This window comes from Priestia sp. SB1 (assembly GCF_038898415.1).
Map to the genome: position 1 here is coordinate 68,834 of NZ_JBBJSS010000007.1, position 23,515 is coordinate 92,348.

The window sequence follows — 23,515 nt, forward strand, 5'->3', positions numbered from 1 at the left end:
GGCAGTTGCCACTGTTTAGCACCATCCTGCTTCTTCATCGCAGTCTGTATATTTTTGCGTTTCACCTTGTTTTTGTACGTCCGCGTATTGATAGAACTTATTATTTTCTTGCGAATATCCTTCTTCAAAGCGGTATTCATTGCCGCTTGTTCCGTAGCTAACTTCACCAATTGGCTGCTTATCAACGTATAATTTCATACCGCCGTCATGAAATTTAGCTGTAACGCGATCTGTAACGTCCATTTTTTGTTTTTCAAACATAAAAAGACACTCCTTTAGCTTGTTTACTAATAGAGTGTCCAGTCAAAAACTTTTCATAAAGACAATTTATGGAGGAATATTATCCTTCGTTTGTCATTTCTTCGTATTGCTCTGCTGTCATCAGCTTGTCTACTTGAGAAGCATCAGATGGTTTGATTGTAATCATCCATGCTTCTTCGTATGGAGATTCATTAACAAGTTCAGGACTATCGCCTAAGTTGTCGTTTACTGCTACAACTTCACCGCTAATTGGTGCGTAAAGCTCAGAAACTGTTTTTACTGATTCAACGCTACCAAACGGCTCGTCAGCTTCTACTGTTGCTCCTACTTCTGGCAGTTCAACGAATACGATGTCTCCAAGCTCAGCTTGAGCGAAATGTGTAATACCTACGCGGACAACGTCTCCTTCTGTTTTTACCCATTCATGCTCTTCAGAATAACGCAAATCTTTTGGTGTACTCATCTTAATCCCTCCAAAATATGTATCGTAATTTGTTTATATAAAAAGCGCCTTCAACGTGGAGAACACTTTCTACAACCTAAAATAACTTCCTATTAACAGTGTAACGTAAAAGGTAAAAATTTTCTATTTGAAAACTTACTTCCACACGTCCTCAAACTGCTCTTCTTTGAAACCAAGCGTTACTTTTTGTCCATCTGTTAGCAGCGGACGCTTAATTAACATGCCATCTGACGCAAGAATAGACAGAAGTTCGTCTTCACTCGCACTGCTTACTTTATCTTTAAGACCTAACTCGCGATATTTTTTACCGCTTGTATTAAAGAATTTTTTTAATTCTAGGCCGCTGTTCTGATAGTAAGCTTGCAGCTGCTCTTTTGTTGGCGGATTTTCTACAATATGAATTTCTTCATATGCTACTCCGTTATCATCGAGCCACTTCTTTGCTTTTCGGCACGTACCGCACTTTGGATATGAATAAAAAAATAATGACATTTCGTCAACCACCCTTTATTTTAAGCTTTTTTCGTATTTTAACACATCCTTTATCATTTACCTAGATAGAGGCTTCTTAAACAAAAAGGAGCTCGCAAAACGAGCTCCTTTTTCCTTAAACTGTGAATTTCTCTACTTCTAGAAGCGTTTTTGCAACCTCGCGCTTTACGCTAATTACATTGATTGGTGTATAGCGAGTTAATTTGCGAAGAGACGAAAGCATGACTCTAAGCGTATCACCTTGTTCAACGCCAATTAACGTTTCTTTTGCATCTGCTTCGATTCGATTAAATGCTTCTTGGCAGAATACTTGCGTGTATTTTAATTTTAAGCTGTTTTGATCTACTCCTGTTTTGGAAATGGCTTTTTCAGTACGTAAAACAGTAGATTCCATTGCATATACGTTACTAATCATATCAGAAATATTAACGAGAATTTCTTGTTCTTTTTCTAATTCTTTGCCATACTTTTGTGCAGCTAATCCCAAAAGCAAGAGCGCAATTTTCTTCCCGTTTTGCACAAGCATTTTTTCTTGATCTAACGGCTCATTTCCTACTTCCTGCGGCATAAGCATCATCAATTCTTCTTGAAGCGTTTGTGCTTTTTGAAGCAGTGGAAGCTCTCCTTTTAACGCTTTGCGTAAATATGTGCCTGGTACTAAAAGACGGTTAATCTCATTTGTTCCCTCAAAAATACGATTAATGCGAGAATCGCGATACAGACGCTCAATTTCATACTCGCTCATAAAACCGTAGCCTCCATGAAGCTGCACGCCTTCATCTACAATGTAGTCAAGAGCTTCCGTGGCAAACACTTTATTTAATGAACATTCGATAGCATATTCAGCAATAGAAGCAGCAATTTGTTTTCCGTCTTTTTGCTGTTCTTCTGAAAGCTGGCCCATATGGTCTTCAAAAAGTCCTACCGTACGATATACGGAGCTTTCAGTTGCATACAATTTAGAAGCCATTGTGGCTAACTTTTCTTGTGTTAATGAGAATTTAGCAATTGGCGTTTTAAACTGCTGACGCTGGTTAACGTATTGAGACGTAATTTCTAACGCACGTTTCCCTGCTCCAACTGCTCCAACTCCAAGCTTATAGCGCCCAATATTTAAAATGTTAAAGGCAATCACATGGCCTTTTCCAATTTCACCTAGCACGTTTTCTTTTGGAACAAGCGCATCTTCAAGAATCAACGTTCTGGTTGATGAGCTTTTGATTCCCATTTTCTTCTCTTCCGGGCCAACCGAAACGCCTGGAAATTCGCGCTCAACGATAAAAGCAGAAAATTTATCGCCGTCAATTTTTGCGTACACCACGAATACATCAGCAAATCCAGCATTCGTAATCCACTGCTTTTCTCCATTTAACACATAGTGTGTACCTTCTGCGTTAAGGCGAGCTGTTGTTCGAGCACCGAGAGCATCCGAACCAGAACCCGGTTCAGTCAGCGCATAAGCCGCTATTTTTTCCCCTACCGCTAAAGCAGGTAAATATGCTTGTTTTTGCTCTTCTGTTCCAAATAAGACGATTGGCAATGACCCAATTCCTACATGAGCACCATGAGTGATGGAAAATCCGCCTGCTCGAGACATTTTTTCAGCAATTAAAGCCGAAGTAATCTTATCTAAACCAAGCCCACCGTATTCTTCCGGTACATCTGCACCAAGCAAGCCTAATTCACCAGCTTGTTTTAATAGCTTTACAGAACGGTCAAATTCATGCTTTTCTAAATATTCCACTTGCGGAAGGACTTCATTTTCTACAAATTCATCTGTCGTCTTGGCAATCATCTTTTGTTCAGATGTATAATCCTCCGGCGTGTAGACGCGGCTTGCATCGCCTTCTTCAATTAAAAAACTTCCACCTTTAATCATTTGTTTTGTTTTATTTGACATGTTCATATCCCCCTTTGAAATGATTATGCTAACAATTCAAATACACCAGCAGCTCCCATTCCTCCACCAATACACATGGTGACAATTCCAAACTGCTCATTTCGACGCTGCATTTCGTGCATTAAGCTAAGAGTCAGCTTAGCTCCAGTACAGCCTAATGGATGACCTAAGGCAATAGCGCCTCCGTTTACATTTACTTTATCTTCATTAATATTTAATTCACGAATAACGCCAAGTGCTTGAGAAGCAAATGCTTCATTTAATTCAAACAATCCGATATCAGAAAGCTCCAGCCCTGCTAGTTTAAGAGCTTTAGGGATGGCAGCTACCGGGCCAATCCCCATTACTTCAGGTGGAACTCCTCCAACTGCAAATGAGCGAAACTTAAGCAAAGGCTTTAAGCCTTCTGCTTCAGCTTGTTCTTTATCCATTAGAAAAACGGATGCAGCTCCGTCACTTGTCTGCGAAGAGTTTCCAGCTGTGACGGATCCTTTAATCGAAAAGGCTGGACGAAGTTTCCCTAATACGTCCGCAGTTGTGCCAGGACGAACTCCTTCATCTTGAGAGAACATCAGTTTTTGTTCACGTAGCTTATTGTTTTCATCGATTTTCCGAAGCGTCACTTCTACGGGAACAATTTCGTCGTTAAACTTCCCTTCTTGAAGTGCTTTTGCTGCTTTTTGATGGCTGCGTACGGCAAATGCATCCTGGTCTTCACGTGAAATGCCGTATTTCATCGCCACTTGTTCTGCTGTATGTCCCATGCCCATATAATACTCCGGCGCATTTTCAACCAGCTGAACATTCGGACGCGCTACGTTTCCAAACATCGGAACAAAACTCATTGATTCTGCTCCTCCAGCTAACACTGCTTTGGCTTGCCCTAGCATAATTCGTTCTGCACCGTAGGCAATACTTTGCAAACCTGATGAACAATAACGATTAATCGTTATTGCTGGCACCGTATAAGGCAAACCTGCAAGAGCGCCAATATTTCGAGCCATATTCAAACCTTGTTCTGCCTCAGGCATCGCACAACCAATAATTAAATCATCAATCGGTCCTTCGTATCCGCCTGCTCGGCGAAGAGTTTCTTTAACCGCAATAGCTCCCAAATCATCAGGTCTAACACTTGCCAATGAACCTTTTTTTGCTTTTCCGACCGGTGTCCTAGCACCTGCTACAATAACTGCTTCTCTCATTTTTTCTCCCCCTTAATTGCGCAGTGGCTTTCCTTTAACTAACATGTGCTGCATACGTTCTTGAGACTTCGCTTCTCCAACAAGGCTTAAAAATGCTTCTCTCTCTAAATCAAGCAAATACTCTTCATCCACTTCGGAACCAAACGCTACGCGTCCTCCAGCTAATACAAATGCTAACTTACTAGCAATTTTGTAATCATGTTCTGATATATATCCTGAATATTTCATGGATTGAGCTCCTAGCAGCAACGTTGCATATCCTGTTTCTCCAACGACAGGAACTTTAGTTTTTACAGGCGGTTTATAGCCCGTGTCGTGTAAAGCAAGGACTGAGTTCTTTGCATCATTCAGCAAGTGATCTCCGTTTACACTGATAGCATCATGGCGGTTTAAAAAGTTTAGCTGCCTAGCTTCTGCAGCAGAAGTAGATACTTTTGCAGTAGCAATTGTTTCAAATGTTTTATTGGCAATTTGCTGAAGATCGAGCGTTACACCGTTCGGTAAACCATTTAGCTGTTTGATATAAAGCTCCTTGTTACCTCCTCCGCCAGGAATTAACCCGACTCCTACTTCTACAAGGCCCATGTAAGTTTCAGCAGAAGCTTGGATTTTAGCTGACGGTAAGCAAATTTCTGCTCCGCCTCCAAGAGTCATCGCAAATGGAGCTGCAACAACCGGCTTTTCGTTATATTTCACCTTCATCATTGCCTGTTGAAATTGTTTAATGACAAGCTCAACTTCAAAATAATTGTCATCTTGTGCTTCCATCAAAATCATAGCTAAGTTAGCGCCAACGCAGAAATTTTTTCCTTGGTTTCCTATGACCAGCCCCTTATAATTCTTGTTCACTTCTTCAAGAGACTGATTCAATAAGCTGATAATATCTAGCCCAATCGCATTGTTAGGAGAAGTAAACTGCAGGCATGCCACATCATCTCCTAAATCAATTAAGCTCGCTCCGCTGTTTTCTAAAATGACATTATTTTGAGAGCGTAAAGATGACAGGTGGATCACCTTTTTATTTTCTTTTACTGCTTTATACTCATCCTCTTCGTAGTAAAGCGTTTGACCTTCCATTTCTTTATAAAAGCTTGTAAATCCATTTTCCTGCATTTGTTTTACCCACTGCGGGATGGCTAAGCCAGACTGCTCCATCTTCTCAATTGATTTTTCTAAACCAATTGCATCCCACGTCTCAAAAGGACCCATTTTCCAGCCAAATCCCCACTTCATAGCTTGATCAATGGCGACGATATCGTCGGCGATTTCATTTTTCAACTGTGCTGCATACACAAGAACGGGGCTGATAATGTTCCAAAGAAGCTGTCCAGCACGATCATCAGAATATATAAGCGCTTTCATTTTGTTTTGCAGCCCTTTTGCCTGCTTACTTAATTCGGTAGAAGCTGTTTTTAACTTCTTTCTTTCGACGTATTGAAGTGTATTAGGATCAAGTTCTAAAATTTCCTTGCCTTTCTTTAAAAAGAAGCCTTGCCCCGACTTGCTTCCCAGCCAGCCATTTTCCTGCATTTGTTTCATAAATAAAGGCACGTCGAATACCTCTTTTTCTTTGCCTTCCACTTTGTCAAACACATTGTTGGCCACATGAATAAATGTGTCTAGTCCCACTACGTCTAACGTTCGAAACGTTGCGCTTTTTGGTCTTCCAATTAAGGGACCCGTCACAGAGTCAACTTCTCCCACGCTGTAATTACCTTTTAACATTTCTTGAACGGTCACAAGTAAACCGTACGTACCGATACGGTTGGCGATAAAGTTAGGCGTATCTTTTGCAATAACTACTCCTTTACCCAATACATCTTCACCAAACGTTTTCATATATTCAACAATTTCTGATTTTGTGTCATGAGTTGGAATAATTTCTAATAACTTTAAATAACGAGGTGGATTAAAAAAGTGCGTTCCTAAGAAATGCGCTTTAAAATCTTCTGAGCGTCCTTTAGCCATTTCGTGGATCGATATTCCTGAAGTATTTGAACTTACAATACTTCCTTTTTTTCGTACGCCGTCAATTTTTTCAAACAACTGCTGTTTAATATCAAGGCGTTCCACTACTACTTCAATGATCCAATCGCAGTCGCTTAACTGCTGTAAATGATCTTCAAGGTTTCCCGGCGTAATTAACGATAGTGACGACTTCGACGTTAAAGGTGCCGGTTTTTGCTTCGTTAATTTAGCTAAAGCAGTTGTGCTCAACCGATTTCTGACTTGCCTATCTTCAAGCGTTAGCTGTTTTTTTTCCTCGTCTGGTGTTAATGAAGCTGGAACCACATCTAGCAAAAGCGTTGGAATTCCTACATTCGCTAAATGAGCTGCAATTCCAGAGCCCATAACTCCTGAACCTAAAACGGCGGCTTTTTTTATGTTCATAATTATCCCCACATCCCCTTTGATATATTGAATGAATGATCATTCATTTTATGTGTAAAAAAAGAGAGTCACTGTTAATCTCTGTTTTTACTATAAAGCATTTTTTAAATTTTCGCAATATATTCACAATATTATCTCTAACTATTTTTTATGTGTTTGGTTATCTTAATACACAGGAGGTGATTTTGTGAGTAAATTAAAGAAAGATCCATCTTCAGCAGGCGTAAGCGCAGCAAGCGTTAAAGGAAATGCTGGACCGGTTAATGAACCGCACGGACGCGGCAAAAAGACATCTCAAAACCAGCAGTACACAAAGCATAATACACAAGGACATTAACCTCAAAATCGAACATGAGTAATCGAATCATGTTCGATTTTTGACTATTTCTTATTCTGTCATCACGACCATTTCATGGTTATTTTTTTACGATTCCTTTTAAGACAAATGCGACATTTGCAGGTCTTTCTGCAAGGCGCCTCATAAAGTACCCATACCAGTCCGTTCCATAAGGAACGTACACTCTCATTTGATATTGTTCTGCTACGAGCTGAACCTGCCTTTCTGGTCGAATACCGTATAGCATCTGGAATTCAAACTGATTCATTGAAATTCCATGCTTTTTAACAAACTCTTTTGTATACTGAATGATTCGTTCATCATGAGTAGCAACTGCTGTGTAGTGACCGTTTAATAAATGAAGTCCAATTATGTTTTTGAAGTTTTCGTCTACGTCTTCTTTATCAGGAAAAGCCACGTCTGCCGCTTCTTTGTACGCTCCTTTTACTAACCTTAATTTAGGAGCATAAGCATCTAATTCGCGAACGTCACTTTCTGTTCGATATAAGTATGCCTGAAGTACCGTCCCTACGTGGTCATACTCACTTTTTAATTGTTTAAACAGCTTAATCGTCTTGCTGCATCGCTTATAATCTTCCATATCAATCGTCACGAACACGCTATATTTTTCCGCTTCATTTAGAATATGACGCATATGATGAAGCGCCAGATCTTCAGAAATATCAAGTCCCATAGACGTTAATTTCAAAGAAATTTCTGAATCTAACCTTTCTTTGTGTATAAGATGGATGGCCTTTATGCATTGAGCCACAACATTATTGACTTCAGCTTCACTTTCCACAAACTCTCCGAGATAATCAATCGTTACTTTTAATCCCTGTTCATTTAGCTTTTTTATCACACTAACAGCTTCATCGATGGTTTCCCCTGCAACAAACCTTGCTGCCCCAAAACGTAAACCATAGCGCTTAGCTAACTTTGTTAACTTTTTGCTTTTTGATAACAATAAAAAAAAGTTTCTTATCGTTTGTTCCAAAGCAACCCCCCGCCTTCACTTGTCATACACCTCACAAATTTTATCTAATTATCATTAATTTTACCATTTTATCAACCATATAGATAGGCACCCTTCATTAACATATGCACACTAGATCAAAAAGCTACCTGGAGCTTTTTTGATAAAAAAACATTCATCAGCTTCGTGATGAATGTTTTTATTCTGGTTTTCGCTGTGACGCTCGATGCGCTTCATTCAGCTCTTTTATTTCCTTCACAATTTCAATCATTTCCGCTTTTGCGTCTGGATATAATTGATTCCAATGCTTTGTTAAAGGCGGCATAGATTTTGAGATATGGTTGTAAAGTGCCCACATTTTCACTTTTTCCTGCAGCTGTTCATCACTTTCTCCAACCATTAGTTCCGTATACTTTTCAATCAAACCGTCGAATTGCTCTTGAAAGGTTTTACTCATGCGCAGTCACTCCTTTCTTTGGTTTACAAATAACCGGACACGTTCGACAATAAGTCTCTTTATCTCCTGTTTGGTAGGACAAACAGCACGTTTTTCGTACTCTTATCTCCTGCTTTTGTTTCTCTATATATTGAGGAGGTGAACTGTACCCAGCAAGCGGATTGTTATGATATGAACCAAAGTGACGTCCCTCAGCTTCTTCTAACACGTATCGTAAATTCTTTTGCACTTTCACATTGTCTATTTCTTCGTTTGCTAAAAGCAAATCATAAAGCCAGTGAATATAAACAGCTACGTTTTCCCACAGCGTCAGCTTTGAGATTTTTGTCACTTTACGCAGTACTGACCACATCGGCTCAATTTGATGAGCAAACAATTCATCAAGAAGTTCATCAAGAAGAATTTCGCGATTATCCTCTGTTACTTCTGTCGTCTCAATTTCTGAGATAAACACTTTTGGAAGCCACATCGTTTCAACTTGTTCGGTATGCAAAGATACATTTTTAGTCGATGCATTTATCTTTTTTTGAAACACAATAAATGAATACAAAGCCGCAACCACAACAAAACTATACCGCTTTGCTAACATTGAAGCAGCTGCTCTCAAACTAGCGGCCTCCATCGTCTCTTGAATCCATAATAGCTGCACCTTCACCTTACTTTCATCCATGCAGCTGGCAGGAGAAAACCTGTACAGCGAGTTATCTTTAAACGTACAGCGGAATTTTTCTGCTAACTCGCTTTGCTCATTCCTACTGAGCATGCTGCGTTTCAACTCGCAGCTTATTCACAATACATCGTCCGCGCCCATGAGGAATACAAAGAGGCGTTCCAAATAACGGATCAACAGTCACTTCACAGTTCATATTAAAGACTCGCTGTACTAAATCGCAGTTAATGACTTCTTCTGGTCTTCCCTGTGCATAGATTTTTTTATCTTGAAGCGCCACAATATGATGAGCATAGCGGCAAGCTAAGTTTAAATCATGCAGCACCATTACGATGGTACGATTTTCTTTTTCATTCAGTTCAAACAACAAGTCCAAGATCTCAATTTGATGCGTCATATCTAAATATGTTGTCGGTTCATCAAGTAAAATAATATCTGTATCTTGCGCTAGTGTCATGGCAATCCATGCGCGCTGACGCTGTCCCCCAGAAAGCGAATCAACTTGACGATCTGCCAAGTCTGCTAAGCCTGTTGCTTCCAGTGCATTTTGCACTTTTTCTTCATCCTCTTGAGACCACTGGCGGAACCAATTTTGATACGGATAGCGCCCTTGTTTAACAAGCTGCAGCACAGTCAGACCTTCAGGTGCAACAGGACCTTGAGGAAGGATTGCTAGCTGCTTTGCAATTTCCTTGGTAGGAAGAGAAGAAATTTTAGAACCTTCTAGTAAAATAGAGCCTGCATGTGGCTTCAATAACCTTGCCAGTGAACGCAGCAGCGTAGATTTTCCGCATCCATTACTGCCGATAAAAACCGTAATCTCACCCTTTGGGATGGTAACGTCAAGCTCATCTATAATCATCGCTTCTCCATATGATAATGTTAGCGACTTTGTTTCTAACGAATGCATGCGAATCGCTCCTTCTACAAAGAATGCTATACGTTTCTTTGTTTGTATAGTAAATAAATGAAGTATGGTGCGCCAATTGCAGCTGTAAATACACCTGCTGGCACTTCGATTGGCAAGAAGAATGTTCGGCCAATTAAATCTGCTGCTGTGATTAAAATCGCTCCGATTAGTGCCGATAGCGGTATTAAAGCGCCGAATGACGAACCTACAAGCTTTCGGGCAATATGTGGAGCAAGTAACCCTACAAAGCTAATTCCACCGGCAAATGCAACGGCGCTCCCGGTTAAAGCTGTGCTCATCAGCAATAGTGCCAATCGATTTTTTTGAACGCGACTTCCAACGTTAGTCGCAATTTCTTCACCTAATTCTTGAACATTTAAATTTCGAATCATTAAAATCGTAATTATAACCAGCCCTGCAGTAACTGGAACTAGTACGGAAACACTTGCCCAATTTGAACCATACACCGTTCCGGTAATCCAAATATTTGCCTGGCTAGCGCGGTAGATAGGACCCATAATCATAAACAGCGTGGTCATAGCTTTCGTTAACGCTGTTAATCCAATTCCTATTAATACTAGTGTAATAGGAGAGACACCATTTTTCCAGGCAAACACATAAAGTAAAAGCGCCACTGCCACGGCACCTAAAAATGCGCTAACAGGCATCCAATTAATACTTACGGTTAACGAGTTGCTTTTATCACTAAATAGTGTCAAAAATAACACTACACCAACTGACGCTCCTCCTGTTAATCCAATTAAGTCTGGTGAAGCAAGCGGATTTCTCACAAGCCCCTGCAAGATAGCGCCCGCAATAGCTAGACAAATACCAGCACAAATGGCAACAATAATACGCGGCAGTCTAAAAGATGTAACAACTAATCGTTCAAACTCCAACCCATGACCCGCTAAAATTTTAATTACACGAAAGGGATTAATAAATAAGTCACCCGTACCTGCACTTAACAAAAAGAGTGCAACAAGGACAGCTGAAAATCCGGTAATGATTAGAGCAGCTTTTATATTAACTAAAAATGAAATTCTCTTTAAGCGAAGAGATAAGTATGTTTTCATGACGTCTTCGCCCCTTTCCTTGCCATATAGATAAAGAAAGGTGTACCAATAACAGCAGTCATGACTCCAACAGGGATTTCTTGAGGCATAATGACGTACCTTGCGCCAACATCAGCTAATAAAATTAAAATCCCGCCGACAACCGCACTATAAGGAAATACCCAGCGATAATCTTGTCCTACGATTGCTCTTACAACGTGAGGAACAATGATTCCTACAAAGCTAATGGGACCGGCTACTGCAACGGCTCCCCCCGCTAAAATCGCAATAATGATGCCGCTTATAATTTTGACAAGAGCTGTTCTTTGACCTAATCCTTTGGCTACGTCTTCACCAATCGTTAAAATATTAATTTTTGAAGCGATAAAAAAAGTAACAATAATTGCTGGCACTACATAAGGCAGTATGCCATACAACATTTCAACCTTGCGTCCTTGCACAGACCCTGCCAGCCAAAAGAGGACTTGATCAAGCGAAGATTCATCCACAGCTAGCAGTCCTTGTGTTAAAGAAGAGAAAAAGGCTGCAATAGCCGCTCCTGCGAGCGTCAGTTTGATAGGCGTTAGCCCTTCTTTTCCAATGGACCCAAGAAAATAGACAACCACTACGGTTAGTGCCGCTCCTACAAATGCAATCCATGTAAAAGCTTGAAGTGAATTGACCGAAAAAATCATCACTGCAACAACAATAAAAAAGCTGGCCCCAGCGTTCACACCGATAATATCCGGTGAAGCAAGTGGGTTTTTCGTTAACGCCTGCATCATTGCTCCTGCAATTCCTAAACAAATACCTACCACAGCACCGATTATAGCGCGCGGCAATCGAATATTTTGAATAACTATGTGCTCATTCGAACCGTTAAACGCTTGAAAAGCTTCAAATGCTGTTTTGATACTTGTATCTGTGTATCCGAGTACGATACTTAATCCAATACAGATTAAAAGCAGCATGATTCCAATGATGAGCCCCATTACTTTCATTTGAACACTGCGTAGCATCATTTTCATTGCTCTCCTCTAAGATGATTCCTATATATATCTAACCTTTAGTTTAGGAAACATTGAAAAAAGTGTCAATGATTTTGAGAATCATTTTCAATTTTTAATTGACACCGCTTAAAAGTTAGAATATTATCTTAATTGTTAATGAAAATCATTATCACTTACGAGGGGGAAAAGATGTGAATACATATTCTAAAGGCAAGTTGTCATATTTGTTGTCCATTCTTACCATTATGACACTGCTTGTGCTGGCAGCCTGCGGTAATTCAAACGGCGCTGACAGCGATAAAAAAGAAAAAACTGAGGGTTCTGGCGAAACTTACACAGTAAAACACGCAATGGATAAAACCGATATTAAAGGAACGCCTAAACGAGTGGTTGTTTTAACAAACGAAGGTACTGAAGCTCTTCTTGCAATGGGTGTAAAGCCTGTGGGCGCTGTTCAATCATGGTTAGGAAATCCGTGGTATGACCATATTAAAGGTCAGATGAAAGGCGTTAAAAGTGTGGGTACAGAAAGCGAGCCAAGCTTAGAAGCAATCGCTGCTTTAAAGCCTGACTTGATTATCGGAAATAAAATGCGACAAGAAAAAGTATACGATCAGCTTAGTCAAATTGCTCCGACTGTATTCTCTGAGGAGCTGCGCGGAGATTGGAAATCAAACTTTAAGCTATATGCAAAAGCTGTAAACAAAGAAGAAAAAGGTAAAGAAGTATTAGCTGACTATGACAATCGCGTAGCAGATTTAAAGAAACGCCTTGGAGATCAGTTAAAACAAAAAATCTCAGTTGTACGCTTTACAGCTGGAGACGTTCGTATCTATCATAAAGATTCATTCTCAGGTGTTATTTTAGATCAGCTTGGATTTGCTCGCCCTGAGTCTCAAGACAAGGATGATTTTGCTGAAATGAATGCAACAAAAGAACGCATTCCGGCAATGGACGGCGATCAGCTATTTTACTTCTCTTATGAAACGGGAGACGGTGAAGCAACAAAGCTTGAAAAAGAATGGATAAACGATCCTCTCTTTAAAAAGCTAAAAGTGGCTCAAGAAAATCATGTTCATAAAGTAGATGATGCTACTTGGAATACAGCAGGCGGTGTGTTAGCAGCTAATATCGTCCTTGATGATATTGAAAAAATCTTCTTAGATAAAAAACAATAATAATATGAAAGAAAGAGCTTCGATTCGTCGAAGCTCTTTCTTTCATGTATAATGTATTTCCTTTCATCGCACACTAACCGTGGTCTCACTTTATTAAATAGGAGTGGTGAAAATGAATTCAAAAAAACAGCCTAAAAAGCAGCCAGATACAAATGAAATGGCTGACCGTCAGTTCGAAACAGAAGATTATAACCGACAAGATGCACTCTCACAAGGTCTAGCAGAAACACATGAGCAAATAAGCGACGCCTATCAAGAAGGATCATTTGAAGATACAGATCGTTAATAAAAAAAGAGCTGACTCTAAGTCAGCTCTTTTTTTATTTTGAATGCTGCCATGCCGTTTTAGGCAATGACATGGACATCCACTGCTGGCGCTTTGATTTATCAATCGTCACTTTCTTTGCTTTAATTCCTTGTTGAATCAGCTGTTTCATTAGTTTATCAATTGACTTCATCGCTATTCACCTCAAAAGCGGAAATTTGTCTTGCTTCTACTCTTTTACTTCTTTGCGCTTAAACTTCATAAAAAACTCATAGACAATTGGAACGATAATGAGCGTAAGCAGCGTAGAACTTGTTAGTCCTCCAATCACGGTAACCCCTAGCCCTTTTGAGATAAGGCCTCCACCTTCAAATCCAAAAGCTAATGGAAGCAGTGCACCAATCGTTGCAATAGCTGTCATTAAGATCGGGCGAAGACGTGTCATTCCAGCTTCTAGTAAAGCTTCACGCGTTGAAAGACCCTCTTGCTCTTTATGAATCACGCGGTCAATCAGAACAATCGCATTGGTTACCACAATTCCAATCAACATAAGAGCTCCAATCATCGAAGAAATACTAATCGTTTCCCCAGAGATTAAAAGTGCCACTAGCGCACCAATGAGTGTAAATGGAAGTGAGAATAAGATAGCAAATGGCGCTAAACCTCCACCAAATGTCAGTACAAGTACGAAGTACACGATACCAATGGCTGCGAGCATGGCAATTCCTAATTGACTAAATGAGTCATTAATTTGCTCTGATGCTCCACCAAAGTTAATGTCCATATCACTTGGCAAATCAATTTTCTTCACTTCTTTTTGGACGTTAGAAGAAACACCGCCTACATCGTCACTCTTAATATCGGCACTTACCTCTGCATAAATTTTATTATCACGGCGCGTTACCGTATTCGACGTTTTACCTTTTTTAATATCGACAACTTCATTTAATGTAACTTCCTGTCCAGTTTGAGAGGTCACTTTTGTGCTTGAAAGTTCGGCAAAAGTAGAGAAATCCTCTTTTTCTTTTGGAAGGTATACGTTAATTTCATTTCCGTCTTTTTGGATAGTTGTTAATACTTCACGCTGTCCAAGGTTGGAAATTTGCATTCCGATTTGACTAGCAGACAAGCCGAGTTCAGCGGCTTTCTTTTGGTTCGGTACTAGCGTATATTCATCAAACGTATCTGAAAGCGTAGAATCGACATTTTTCAGTTCTTTATGCTTTTCTAAAACGCGCTGAACTTTATCAGCATAAGGTTTGATTTCGTCTAAGCTATCTCCGTAAATAAGGACGTTTAATGAATTATTGCTGCCGCTAGACGCCGTATTCATGGAGCCCCATTCACCTTGATTCGCTTGTTTATTCAGAGCTTTTAATACTTTATCCTGCTCTTTATCAAAGTTTTGTGTATCCTCGTCATATTGCACAAATGTTAAAACGTTATTTTTGCTTCCCGGATTAAAAGAGTTACCTTCACCGAACGAATACTGAACCGTTTTGACACCATCTCGCTTCATCAAGTACGCTTCTGCGCGATTCGCTGCTTTTTCCACGTCGCTTTGAGACTGTCCGGCTTTCGGTGTATACGTAAGCGTCAGCGTTTTTTCTTGATCGGATGATAAAAAGCTAACCCCAATAGAAGGAACTAAAAATAAACTTCCTACTAACAGTAGTACGGCTAACCCAAAGGAAATAAGCTTATGGTTTAGCGTCCAGTTCAAAATTCGCTTATATCCGTGCGCTAGTTTGCTTGGCTTTTCTTCTTTGACTTTTACATTTGTTTTAAATAACGAATGAGCAAGCATTGGCACGAGTGTTACCGCTACTAGCAGTGATGCTAACAGTGCAAAAACAACCGTTAACGCAAACGGTAAGAATAGCTCTCCTACCGGTCCTTCTACGAGACCTAACGGTAAGAATACGGCCACGGTTACGACTGTAGAAGAAAAAATCGGAACAAACATTTCTTTCGTCGCCGCGACAATTAAATCTTTTCCTGTAAGTTTTTCTTCCTGATAAGCCATGCGGCGGTAAATATTTTCAATAACGACAATGGAATCATCTACAACCCTTCCGATGGCTACAGTCATCGCTCCAAGCGTCATAATATTTAAAGAGATATCCATTGATTTGAGCGCCAAAATGGCGATTAATAGCGAAAGCGGAATTGAAATAACGGCAATAATCGTTGAACGAATATCACGTAAAAATAAAAGAATAATAATAACCGCAAAGACCGCACCGATAATAGCTTTATTTAGCATCGTATGAACAGAATCTTCAATCGGTTTACCTTGATCAAAAATATTGTCAACGTGAAGGTCTTTATTTTTCTTTTCTAGGCTATTCATTTTTTCTTTAATATCATTTACAACATTTACTGTGTTCGCATCCTTCGCTTTGACAACTTGTACAGCAATTGAAGGTTTTCCGTTCGTGCGAGAAATGGATTCTGCTTTCCCCGTCACTTTAACATCCGCAATTTCTTTTAATTTCACAGTTGGAATCGAAGCTGCGGACGGCGCCTGCTGCACGGCTTTTTGTGTTTGCTGCTGGCTCATTCCTTGTTGCTGACCTTGAGCAGCTCCTTGACTAGGCACAGCTGGAATCTCTAAGTTTTCCAAATCTTTTTCTGTTGTCATCTTTCCGTCTACCACAACAGATTTTTGAGATCCATCCATCGTATACGTACCAGCCGGCACTTTTGCATCGGATGCTTGGATCAGCTTTTTCACCGTATCTTCATCGAGTCCCAGCTGCTTGAGCTTGTCTTGTTTGAATACAAGTTCTGCTTCTTCAACTTGTTCTCCTGACACGCTGACCGAAGAAATGCCTTGCACTTTTTCAACTTGTGGAACAACGGTGTTTTTTACATACTTCGTTAAGTCTTCTAATGATTTTTTATCATCTGAAACACTTAATGAAATAATCGGAAAATCACTGATGCTTTGTCTTGAAACATTTGGTTCCTCTACATCATCTGGCAGATCCACGTTTGAAAGAGCTCGTCTGACTTCGTCTTCTGCCTTCTCCATATTTTTACTAAAGCCATATTCAACTTGAATGGTAGCCATATTTTCATAAGAAGACGAGCTAACTGTGTCAACGCCGCTCAGTCCCTGAAGCTTTTGTTCAATTGGCTTACTCACCTTGTCTGCCACTTGTTCCGGAGTGGCGCCCGGATAAGTTGCACTGACTGTTACAACAGGCGTTGATATATCAGGAATAGTCTCTAGCTTCATATTAAATCCTGAATACAGCCCTGCAATAATGACAAAGAGTGTTAACAGCCATACTGCAAATTTATTTTTCAATGAAAATTTAATAAACTTCCCCAATGCATATCCTCCTTCAAATATATGTATACTAATAAAATTGACTGATTGGTCACAACAACTTAAAATATAAATGACTAACCGGTCAGTGTCAACCCTAAGCAGTCTCTCTCCTAATATGTTCATAATAAAGACATATTTACGATAAATCTTTTTTAGAGGAACTGACTCCCGTTCTTAACTTTGATATATACCTTTATCTTTTTTAGTGTATGATACTATTATCTAACGAAATGAATGGTCAAATTGTTCAATAAAGGAGGTAGAATACTTGAAAGAAAAAGAAAAAAGAATAATTGAAGCTTCGATTAAGCTTTTTGCAAAAAAAGGATTTAATGCTACCTCTGTGCAAGAAATTGTAGATGAATGCAACATTTCAAAAGGTGCGTTTTACCTGCACTTCAAATCTAAGGATGCACTTTTATTATCAATTCTAAACTTTTACTATGAAAAGCTCTTTAGCTCTGTTTATGCTCTGGACGAGGAAGTAAACGATGCCCGCAGCCGCTATATGAATCAGCTCATCTATTTCTATGAATTTATTACAGAGCACAGAGATTTTATTATCATGCAAATCCGTGAAAAATCGATTCCATTTAACAAAGAAGTGGAGACCTTTGTTCATAAAATGCAGCGAGAAACGTTTTACTTTCATCGCAAAAGCCTCGTTAGCGTATACGGAGAAGACGTAACTCCTTATATCTCCGATTTAACGAAAATGATTGAAGGTATTCATCATTCCTTTTTAGAAATTATTATCTTCAATCAATACGAGCTTACCTTTAAAGAAGTCGCGCAGTACATAATGGAACGAGTTGATGTATTAGTAGAAGATTTATTAGCTAGAAAACCTCGTCCCCTTATTCCCGCTTCTTTTGGTGAAGATATATACGGAAAGGAACGAACGACTTTTCTAAGTAAAAATGAGCAGGTAAAACAAGCTCTTGAGGAAATTAAACATCTGCTAGACACCAGCGATCATATTTCTGATGAACACGCAGACAGCTTTCACATTTTACAAACGGAGCTAAAAAAAGATAAGCCTACCGCTGCTATTGTAAAAGGCATGGTTGGAAATTTAACGGAACTTAAACCGTTGGAAGAACCGCTTAATCTTTTAACAGCTTTACTCCAACAAAAATAACAGAAGGCTTGAAGCCTTCTGTTATTTTTCTGCTTTTGAACTAGATACTCCCCCAGATAACACGAACTTCATTGCTTCTTCCGGCTTAATATCTAACCATTCAATTTCTTCTTTTGGAATCAAAAAAGTAAAACCGGCTACTTGAAAAGTTTGTGGAACATAGACAGCGACATGGTCTTTTAACGAGTGAATCACCTCTTCTACTTCTTCAGAGGTCACAAACCCTATGACTTTCATTGACGTGCCAGGCATTGGCACTAAAGCTACTTTTGAAAAAGACTTTTTCTCTCCAAGAAAAGATTGAAATGTATCTTTAATGACACTATATAGCGTTTTAACAAGCGGTATTTTTTCTAACAATCGATCAATTAAGTTAATAATTTTCCCAGCGAAAAAACGGGTAGATAACCACCCTAAGAACGTAATTAAGACAAGCGTTGCTAAGATTCCAATACCAGGTATATAATCCTGCTTCATATAGGGCTTCAATACGTTTCCTAAAATGCTGTCTAAAAAATTAAATACTCTTACCAAAATATAAATAACAAGGATAATAGGGACAATCGTTAAGAGTCCATTAATAAAACTTTTTATGATTGCTTTCATGCAAACACCTCATTTTTCCTGACATACTGCTGTTCATTATACAATGGATTTGTTTTGCTGCGTCTTTTTATTTCTATTCACATACGTATAAACTAGCGACGTTTTATCAAAATAATAGATGGGTACATGAACATACATACTTATATATTTATTTTTTCGGAGGGATACAATTGGGACGTTTAGAATCAAAAATTGCTGTTATTACAGGGTCAAGCTCTGGTATAGGAAAAGCAACTGCTGAGCGCTTTGCGAAAGAAGGAGCGGTTGTTATTTGTGCCGATATTAATTTGGACGGGGTAAAAAAAGTAGCAAAAGAAATTAAAGACGCTGGCGGTGAAGCATACGCCTACTATATCGATGTAGCTGAAGAAGAAAAAGTAAAAGAGTTCACAGCGGAAATTGAAAAGAAATTTGGAAAAGTGGATATTCTTTTTAATAATGCGGGGACAGACACAGAAGGCGGCAAGCTTCACGAATACCCTGTAGAACTTTGGGATCGCTTAATGTCGGTAGATTTACGCGGAACATTTCTTGTAAGCAAATATGTTATTCCGCTGATGTTAGAAAATGGCGGGTCGATTATTAATAATTCATCCGTATCCGGACTGGCAGCAGACTTAGACCGTTCTGGCTATAACGCGGCGAAAGGTGCTATTACCAACTTAACAAGAACCATGGCAATTGACTACGCTCGTGAAGGTATTCGCGTTAACTCAATTGCTCCTGGAACAATTGAAACGCCTCTTCTTGATGATTTATCAGGCGCTGAAGAAGGAAAAAAATTCAGAAAAGCATATGAATGGGTCGATCCCATGGGCCGTTTAGGCAAACCAGAAGAAGTAGCCGGTGCCGTATTATTTTTAGCATCCGATGACAGCTCATATGTAACGGGTGACTGCATTACGGTAGATGGCGGTCATATGGCGTATACATGGCCTGGAAAAATGCTTTACGATAAAATGTGAGAATACAATTAGCTCTATACCTTAAGGTATAGAGCTTTTCCGTTTGCATTTTTTCTTTAAAATAGACGTGACATTATGTCAAGACAGGTGTAAACTTAAAGCAAAATTCTTTGCTTCTAGGAGGAAGACATGAAAACAAAACAATTATCAGAACGTCAGCTTCTTGGCATCGCAGGGCTAGGATGGCTCTTCGATGCAATGGATGTTGGCATTTTGTCTTTTATCATTGCAGCTCTTCACGCTGAATGGGGACTTTCCCCTACTGAAATGAGTTGGATAGGCAGCGTTAACTCGATCGGGATGGCCGTTGGAGCTCTCGTGTTCGGGCTGCTGGCTGATCGAATTGGGCGAAAAACCGTTTTTATTGTGACTCTTGTTCTTTTTTCAGTGGCAAGCGGACTTTCGGCTCTTACTACTACCCTTGCTGCTTTTTTAGTATTTCGATTTTTAATTGGAATGGGTTTAGGAGGAGAGCTGCCTGTTGCTTCTACCCTTGTGTCTGAGACCGTGGCGCCGGAAAAACGCGGTAAAGTGGTCGTCTTGTTAGAAAGTTTTTGGGCGTTCGGCTGGCTACTGGCAGCGCTTATTTCTTACTTTGTAATTCCAGCTTACGGGTGGCAGCTAGCTCTTATCCTAACGGCTATACCAGCATTTTATGCCATTTATTTGCGCATCAAACTGCCAGATTCTCCTCAATTTTTAGAGGCGACAAAGGAAAAGAAACCGTCTATTGCGGACAATGTAAGAAGCGTGTGGTCTAAGCCTTATCGTCAATCTACCGTTATGCTGTGGGTTCTGTGGTTTTGCGTTGTATTTTCATATTACGGCATGTTTTTATGGCTACCTAGCGTCATGGTCATTAAAGGATTTAGCTTAATCAAAAGCTTTGAATACGTATTGATTATGACATTAGCTCAGCTGCCTGGCTATTATACGGCTGCTTGGTTTATTGAACGCATGGGCCGAAAATTCGTATTGGTCACATATCTGTTAGGTACGGCTGCCAGCGCATATATCTTTGGAAATGCAGAGTCACTTTGGCTGCTGCTAACAGCAGGAATGTTGTTGTCTTTCTTCAACTTAGGCGCTTGGGGAGCTTTGTACGCGTATACACCTGAGCAATATCCGACATCTATTCGAGGCACAGGAGCTGGAATGGCCGCTTCTTTTGGACGAATTGGAGGAATTCTAGGACCGCTGTTAGTTGGGTATATGTCAACTCAAGGTGCGTCTTTAACGATTACGTTCTCCATCTTTTGTGCAGCTATTTTAATCGGTGTTGGTTCGGTTGTTTTTCTAGGAAAAGAAACCAAACAAAAGCAGCTCGCATAAAAAAAAGACGCTCTTTTAGAGCGTCTTTTTTTTGCTTATTATTTATTTTCTACTAGCTCTTTTTCGCCTGTCTCTACTTCCACGTCACGCTGAGCGAATACTTTCTTAGCTACGCTTAAAGCATTTAACACGCGAGGGAAACCTGTGTATGGAATTAATTGAATGATGCTTTCCACAATTTCATTCGGCTCTAGTCCAGCTGTTAAACCTGTGTTTAAATGCAGCTCAAGCTGAGGCTCTGTACCCTGAGTAACCAGTGATGAAATGGTTACTAATGCTCGCTGCTTATTCGTTAAACCTGGTCGTGAATAAATGTCTCCATAGGCAAATTCAATAATATATTTCCCAACGTCAGGAGCTAGGTCTTTTAAGTCTTCCGTAATTTTTAAATGAGTCGAAATATCATCGTTACTCGTTAACGTATATTCCATTAATTTATCTAAACCTTTTTGATAACTATTTTGTGCCATGTAAAATCAGCCTCCGTATTTTTTACTGACACCGCGCGGAATCAATGTTTGTTTTCGTGTATGTTTTCTACACTATCTACTTTAACGCACATTCTTTCTTTCGTAAAATACATATATTCAATACAACATATGCATTTTATCTATATAAAACAGAATGCTGTTCATTCATATAGTGGAGGAATTGTTTAGAGGCATATGAAATATATTTATCTTTTTTTAAAATCAATCCTAAATCCCATGAAATTGAAGGATTGGTAATAGGAACTGCTTTTACGATAGCAGAATCCACTTTTGCTGCAATGGATTGTGGAAAGATAGATACACCTAAGTTTTCCGCGATCATTTCACCGATAAAATCCCATTGAGAGCTCTCGTAAGCTACATTAGGTTCAAATCCTGCTTGTTGACACGCCTGAATAAGCCGGTCGTGAAGCGTAAAATCTTCATTAAACAAAATAAATTTCTCTTGGGCTAGTTCATTAATTTCCACATGAGTTTTAGAGGCCAAAGGATGAGAATGGTGAACATATAAAAGCATTTTTTCAGAGATAAAAGGATTAATATCAAAAAGATGTTCATTTACTGGAAGCACCGCTACACCTAAGTCTAACTCTCCTTTTTCTACTGCTTTTTGAACACGATTGGCTCCGTATTCAATAAGTTTAATTGTGATATCTGGATAGAGCTGCTGAAACCCTTTAATAATCTTTGGAAAGAACAGGACTCCAATCAATGGAGGAATTCCAATTTTAATCATGCCTTTTTTCAGATTCATCACATCATATAGATAAGTCGATAGCTCATCAATGGATGCCATAACTTTTTGCCCTTGCGCATACACAACTTCCCCGGCATCCGTTAAATCAATCTGTCTTGCGGACCGGTCAATTAATTCTACTTCCAATTCTTCTTCTAAGTTTTTCACCATTTTGCTCAAGGTCGGCTGTGAAATATGAAGACTTTGAGATGCTTTAGTAAAGCTCCTTAATTTAGCGACTTCTAAAAAATAGTTAAGCTGACGAATATCCATCTCTGCTCCTCCTATAGATAAAGCGAATATCTCTTATCTTATTTATTCATTTTACCTATTATTTTTTAAGATATACAGATAAAAAATATAAAGAAAAGATGGACACATAATAAATCAATTTACTCTAAATAAGGACAAATGGGATAAAGGCGCTAGTATGGACCGCTTGTGACACGGCTGTTGATTTCCGTGCAAGGCTTCGCTTTCCGCGGGCGGGCGCTGAGCCTCCTCGTCACTTGCGCTCCTGCGGGGTCTCACCTGTTCCGCTTTTCCCGCAGGAGTCTTCGCCTTGCCCTCCAATCAACACCTAAAAGCTACTACATGCACGAAACCTACGCTTACCATAACATCAAAAAATCCGAACGATTTATCGTTCGGATATACCTTCACCTAAAATACTTTTGGCCTGTCCTTTTTTACTACGGTTATTTAAAATATTTTGGCTGCTTGTGCTGCTTGTTCTAAGCCACTTTCAATAATTTCTTGAGCACGATCCGGAAACTGATTATGTCCTTCAATAATAACGGAGTTCACGTCCGTGATTCCAAAGAATTGAAGTACGCTGCTAACATATTTAACGGCCATTTCGACCTCAGCTGATGGACCTTCTGAATATACTCCGCCTCGCGCGTTTAATAACATCACCTTTTTATCGCCCAGTAATCCCACAGGACCTTCTGGCGTATACTTAAACGTTTTGCCTGCTTGATTTAAATAATCAAAGTACGTATGAAGCACGGCCGGCACAGTAAAATTCCAAAGAGGAAAGGCAATGACAATTTTATCAGCTTTCACAAATTGTTCTAGGTAACGATTAGCAATTTCTGCTGCTTTGTTTTCCGCTGCCGTCACTTCTAGTCCTCTTGCTAATTTAAACTGACCGTTTATCATGTCAGCACCTAAATAAGGAAGTTCTTCTTTGAACAAATTTAGCTCCATTATTTCTTCACCTTGGTGCGATTGTTGATAGCTTTCTAAAAACGCATCATATAATTTTACGCTGACCGCTTCACTTGCCGATCTGTCATTTGCTTTTATAAAAAGAGTATAACTCATACTAAAAC

The 23,515-nt window shown here is 39.5% G+C and carries 24 protein-coding genes and 1 pseudogene; 6 read left to right on the top strand and 19 right to left on the bottom strand.

Translation table 11 applies throughout. The features are described from left to right. Nucleotides 1-15: 15 nt before the first annotated feature. From WKH56_RS24640 to WKH56_RS24665, 6 genes are all read right to left on the bottom strand, one after another. A complete protein-coding gene (locus tag WKH56_RS24640; RefSeq protein ID WP_014457881.1) occupies nucleotides 16-261 on the bottom strand; it encodes a YusG family protein in 246 nt (81 codons plus the stop codon). Nucleotides 262-340: 79 nt separating this feature from the next. After that, on the bottom strand, nucleotides 341-724 hold the full coding sequence (gene gcvH, locus WKH56_RS24645; RefSeq protein ID WP_014457880.1) for a glycine cleavage system protein GcvH: 384 nt from the start codon (nucleotides 722-724) through the stop codon (nucleotides 341-343). A gap of 135 nt (nucleotides 725-859) precedes the next feature. Then, the gene (locus tag WKH56_RS24650) at nucleotides 860-1,216 is read right to left on the bottom strand and encodes an arsenate reductase family protein (protein ID WP_028412087.1); all 357 of its coding nucleotides are present in this window, start codon (nucleotides 1,214-1,216) and stop codon (nucleotides 860-862) included. A 115-nt stretch (nucleotides 1,217-1,331) separates the two neighbouring features. After that, the gene (locus WKH56_RS24655; protein WP_033580444.1) at nucleotides 1,332-3,116 is read right to left on the bottom strand and encodes an acyl-CoA dehydrogenase family protein; all 1,785 of its coding nucleotides are present in this window, start codon (nucleotides 3,114-3,116) and stop codon (nucleotides 1,332-1,334) included. A 23-nt stretch (nucleotides 3,117-3,139) separates the two neighbouring features. Then, a complete protein-coding gene (locus WKH56_RS24660; protein WP_014457877.1) occupies nucleotides 3,140-4,318 on the bottom strand; it encodes an acetyl-CoA C-acetyltransferase in 1,179 nt (392 codons plus the stop codon). Between the two features lie 12 nt (nucleotides 4,319-4,330). Continuing rightward, the gene (locus tag WKH56_RS24665) at nucleotides 4,331-6,712 is read right to left on the bottom strand and encodes a 3-hydroxyacyl-CoA dehydrogenase/enoyl-CoA hydratase family protein (protein WP_176344946.1); all 2,382 of its coding nucleotides are present in this window, start codon (nucleotides 6,710-6,712) and stop codon (nucleotides 4,331-4,333) included. A 184-nt stretch (nucleotides 6,713-6,896) separates the two neighbouring features. Here WKH56_RS24665 and WKH56_RS24670 point away from each other — a divergent pair, with 184 nt between their 5' ends. After that, complete coding sequence (locus tag WKH56_RS24670; protein WP_013059660.1) at nucleotides 6,897-7,046, top strand: YuzL family protein; 150 nt, start codon at nucleotides 6,897-6,899, stop codon at nucleotides 7,044-7,046. Nucleotides 7,047-7,125: 79 nt separating this feature from the next. Here WKH56_RS24670 and WKH56_RS24675 read toward each other — a convergent pair whose 3' ends face one another. From WKH56_RS24675 to WKH56_RS24700, 6 genes are all read right to left on the bottom strand, one after another. Next, entirely contained in the window at nucleotides 7,126-8,043 is a 918-nt protein-coding gene (locus WKH56_RS24675; RefSeq protein ID WP_168761553.1) for a proline dehydrogenase family protein, read from the bottom strand. A gap of 178 nt (nucleotides 8,044-8,221) precedes the next feature. Next, nucleotides 8,222-8,479 carry a YusU family protein gene (locus tag WKH56_RS24680; RefSeq protein WP_028412083.1) on the bottom strand — a complete coding sequence of 86 codons (258 nt, stop codon included), beginning with the start codon at nucleotides 8,477-8,479 and terminating at the stop codon, nucleotides 8,222-8,224. Next, the gene (locus tag WKH56_RS24685; protein WP_342836897.1) at nucleotides 8,472-9,149 is read right to left on the bottom strand and encodes an IucA/IucC family C-terminal-domain containing protein; all 678 of its coding nucleotides are present in this window, start codon (nucleotides 9,147-9,149) and stop codon (nucleotides 8,472-8,474) included. The genes WKH56_RS24680 and WKH56_RS24685 overlap by 8 nt, the downstream gene beginning before the upstream one ends. 82 nt (nucleotides 9,150-9,231) lie before the next feature. Then, nucleotides 9,232-10,059 (bottom strand): ABC transporter ATP-binding protein, encoded by an 828-nt coding sequence (locus WKH56_RS24690; protein ID WP_013059664.1) that lies wholly within the window; start codon nucleotides 10,057-10,059, stop codon nucleotides 9,232-9,234. Nucleotides 10,060-10,085: 26 nt separating this feature from the next. Further along, complete coding sequence (locus WKH56_RS24695; RefSeq protein WP_028412081.1) at nucleotides 10,086-11,135, bottom strand: FecCD family ABC transporter permease; 1,050 nt, start codon at nucleotides 11,133-11,135, stop codon at nucleotides 10,086-10,088. Continuing rightward, entirely contained in the window at nucleotides 11,132-12,136 is a 1,005-nt protein-coding gene (locus tag WKH56_RS24700; protein ID WP_028412080.1) for a FecCD family ABC transporter permease, read from the bottom strand. The genes WKH56_RS24695 and WKH56_RS24700 overlap by 4 nt, the downstream gene beginning before the upstream one ends. 179 nt (nucleotides 12,137-12,315) lie before the next feature. Between WKH56_RS24700 and WKH56_RS24705 the strand changes: the two genes are divergently transcribed. Both WKH56_RS24705 and WKH56_RS24710 read left to right on the top strand, forming a co-directional pair. Then, nucleotides 12,316-13,302, top strand: a complete 987-nt coding sequence (locus tag WKH56_RS24705; protein ID WP_028412079.1) for an ABC transporter substrate-binding protein — start codon at nucleotides 12,316-12,318, stop codon at nucleotides 13,300-13,302. 112 nt (nucleotides 13,303-13,414) lie between these two features. Then, nucleotides 13,415-13,588 carry a YozQ family protein gene (locus WKH56_RS24710; protein WP_080754494.1) on the top strand — a complete coding sequence of 58 codons (174 nt, stop codon included), beginning with the start codon at nucleotides 13,415-13,417 and terminating at the stop codon, nucleotides 13,586-13,588. 34 nt (nucleotides 13,589-13,622) lie between these two features. On the opposite strand, the gene WKH56_RS24715 is transcribed toward WKH56_RS24710, so the two are convergent. Then, nucleotides 13,623-13,760, bottom strand: coding sequence for a hypothetical protein (locus WKH56_RS24715; RefSeq protein WP_014457868.1), 138 nt, complete (start codon nucleotides 13,758-13,760; stop codon nucleotides 13,623-13,625). A gap of 36 nt (nucleotides 13,761-13,796) precedes the next feature. Continuing rightward, nucleotides 13,797-16,907: an efflux RND transporter permease subunit gene (locus tag WKH56_RS24720; protein ID WP_168761552.1), complete on the bottom strand. Its 3,111-nt coding sequence runs from the start codon at nucleotides 16,905-16,907 to the stop codon at nucleotides 13,797-13,799. 268 nt (nucleotides 16,908-17,175) lie between these two features. On the opposite strand from WKH56_RS24720, the gene WKH56_RS24725 reads away from it, so the two are divergent. Further along, complete coding sequence (locus tag WKH56_RS24725; RefSeq protein ID WP_028412077.1) at nucleotides 17,176-18,048, top strand: TetR/AcrR family transcriptional regulator; 873 nt, start codon at nucleotides 17,176-17,178, stop codon at nucleotides 18,046-18,048. A gap of 21 nt (nucleotides 18,049-18,069) precedes the next feature. On the opposite strand, the gene WKH56_RS24730 is transcribed toward WKH56_RS24725, so the two are convergent. Then, on the bottom strand, nucleotides 18,070-18,654 hold the full coding sequence (locus tag WKH56_RS24730) for a DUF502 domain-containing protein (RefSeq protein WP_028412076.1): 585 nt from the start codon (nucleotides 18,652-18,654) through the stop codon (nucleotides 18,070-18,072). Between the two features lie 170 nt (nucleotides 18,655-18,824). On the opposite strand from WKH56_RS24730, the gene WKH56_RS24735 reads away from it, so the two are divergent. Beyond that, a complete protein-coding gene (locus tag WKH56_RS24735) occupies nucleotides 18,825-19,619 on the top strand; it encodes an SDR family oxidoreductase (protein WP_028412075.1) in 795 nt (264 codons plus the stop codon). Between the two features lie 129 nt (nucleotides 19,620-19,748). Next, on the top strand, nucleotides 19,749-20,951 hold the full coding sequence (locus WKH56_RS24740) for an MFS transporter (protein WP_033580435.1): 1,203 nt from the start codon (nucleotides 19,749-19,751) through the stop codon (nucleotides 20,949-20,951). A gap of 38 nt (nucleotides 20,952-20,989) precedes the next feature. Here the strand turns inward: WKH56_RS24740 and WKH56_RS24745 are convergent, their stop codons facing one another. The 4 genes and pseudogenes from WKH56_RS24745 to WKH56_RS24760 form a co-directional block, all read right to left on the bottom strand. Then, complete coding sequence (locus WKH56_RS24745) at nucleotides 20,990-21,421, bottom strand: carboxymuconolactone decarboxylase family protein (protein WP_014457862.1); 432 nt, start codon at nucleotides 21,419-21,421, stop codon at nucleotides 20,990-20,992. A gap of 136 nt (nucleotides 21,422-21,557) precedes the next feature. After that, nucleotides 21,558-22,451 carry a LysR family transcriptional regulator gene (locus WKH56_RS24750; RefSeq protein WP_014457861.1) on the bottom strand — a complete coding sequence of 298 codons (894 nt, stop codon included), beginning with the start codon at nucleotides 22,449-22,451 and terminating at the stop codon, nucleotides 21,558-21,560. A gap of 124 nt (nucleotides 22,452-22,575) precedes the next feature. Further along, nucleotides 22,576-22,755 (bottom strand): annotated as a pseudogene (locus tag WKH56_RS24755) (hypothetical protein). 125 nt (nucleotides 22,756-22,880) lie between these two features. After that, complete coding sequence (locus tag WKH56_RS24760; protein WP_168761550.1) at nucleotides 22,881-23,507, bottom strand: FMN-dependent NADH-azoreductase; 627 nt, start codon at nucleotides 23,505-23,507, stop codon at nucleotides 22,881-22,883. Nucleotides 23,508-23,515 lie beyond the last annotated feature (8 nt).

Coding starts and splice junctions, on each gene's coding strand:
- WKH56_RS24640 (WP_014457881.1), bottom strand. CDS start 261: ATGTTTGAAAAACAAAAAATGGACGTTACAGATCGCGTTACAGCTAAA.
- gcvH (WP_014457880.1), bottom strand. CDS start 724: ATGAGTACACCAAAAGATTTGCGTTATTCTGAAGAGCATGAATGGGTA.
- WKH56_RS24650 (WP_028412087.1), bottom strand. CDS start 1,216: ATGTCATTATTTTTTTATTCATATCCAAAGTGCGGTACGTGCCGAAAA.
- WKH56_RS24655 (WP_033580444.1), bottom strand. CDS start 3,116: ATGTCAAATAAAACAAAACAAATGATTAAAGGTGGAAGTTTTTTAATT.
- WKH56_RS24660 (WP_014457877.1), bottom strand. CDS start 4,318: ATGAGAGAAGCAGTTATTGTAGCAGGTGCTAGGACACCGGTCGGAAAA.
- WKH56_RS24680 (WP_028412083.1), bottom strand. CDS start 8,479: ATGAGTAAAACCTTTCAAGAGCAATTCGACGGTTTGATTGAAAAGTAT.
- WKH56_RS24685 (WP_342836897.1), bottom strand. CDS start 9,149: ATGGATGAAAGTAAGGTGAAGGTGCAGCTATTATGGATTCAAGAGACG.
- WKH56_RS24690 (WP_013059664.1), bottom strand. CDS start 10,059: ATGCATTCGTTAGAAACAAAGTCGCTAACATTATCATATGGAGAAGCG.
- WKH56_RS24695 (WP_028412081.1), bottom strand. CDS start 11,135: ATGAAAACATACTTATCTCTTCGCTTAAAGAGAATTTCATTTTTAGTT.
- WKH56_RS24700 (WP_028412080.1), bottom strand. CDS start 12,136: ATGATGCTACGCAGTGTTCAAATGAAAGTAATGGGGCTCATCATTGGA.
- WKH56_RS24710 (WP_080754494.1), top strand. CDS start 13,415: ATGAATTCAAAAAAACAGCCTAAAAAGCAGCCAGATACAAATGAAATG.
- WKH56_RS24715 (WP_014457868.1), bottom strand. CDS start 13,760: ATGAAGTCAATTGATAAACTAATGAAACAGCTGATTCAACAAGGAATT.
- WKH56_RS24730 (WP_028412076.1), bottom strand. CDS start 18,654: ATGAAAGCAATCATAAAAAGTTTTATTAATGGACTCTTAACGATTGTC.
- WKH56_RS24740 (WP_033580435.1), top strand. CDS start 19,749: ATGAAAACAAAACAATTATCAGAACGTCAGCTTCTTGGCATCGCAGGG.
- WKH56_RS24745 (WP_014457862.1), bottom strand. CDS start 21,421: ATGGCACAAAATAGTTATCAAAAAGGTTTAGATAAATTAATGGAATAT.
- WKH56_RS24750 (WP_014457861.1), bottom strand. CDS start 22,451: ATGGATATTCGTCAGCTTAACTATTTTTTAGAAGTCGCTAAATTAAGG.
- WKH56_RS24760 (WP_168761550.1), bottom strand. CDS start 23,507: ATGAGTTATACTCTTTTTATAAAAGCAAATGACAGATCGGCAAGTGAA.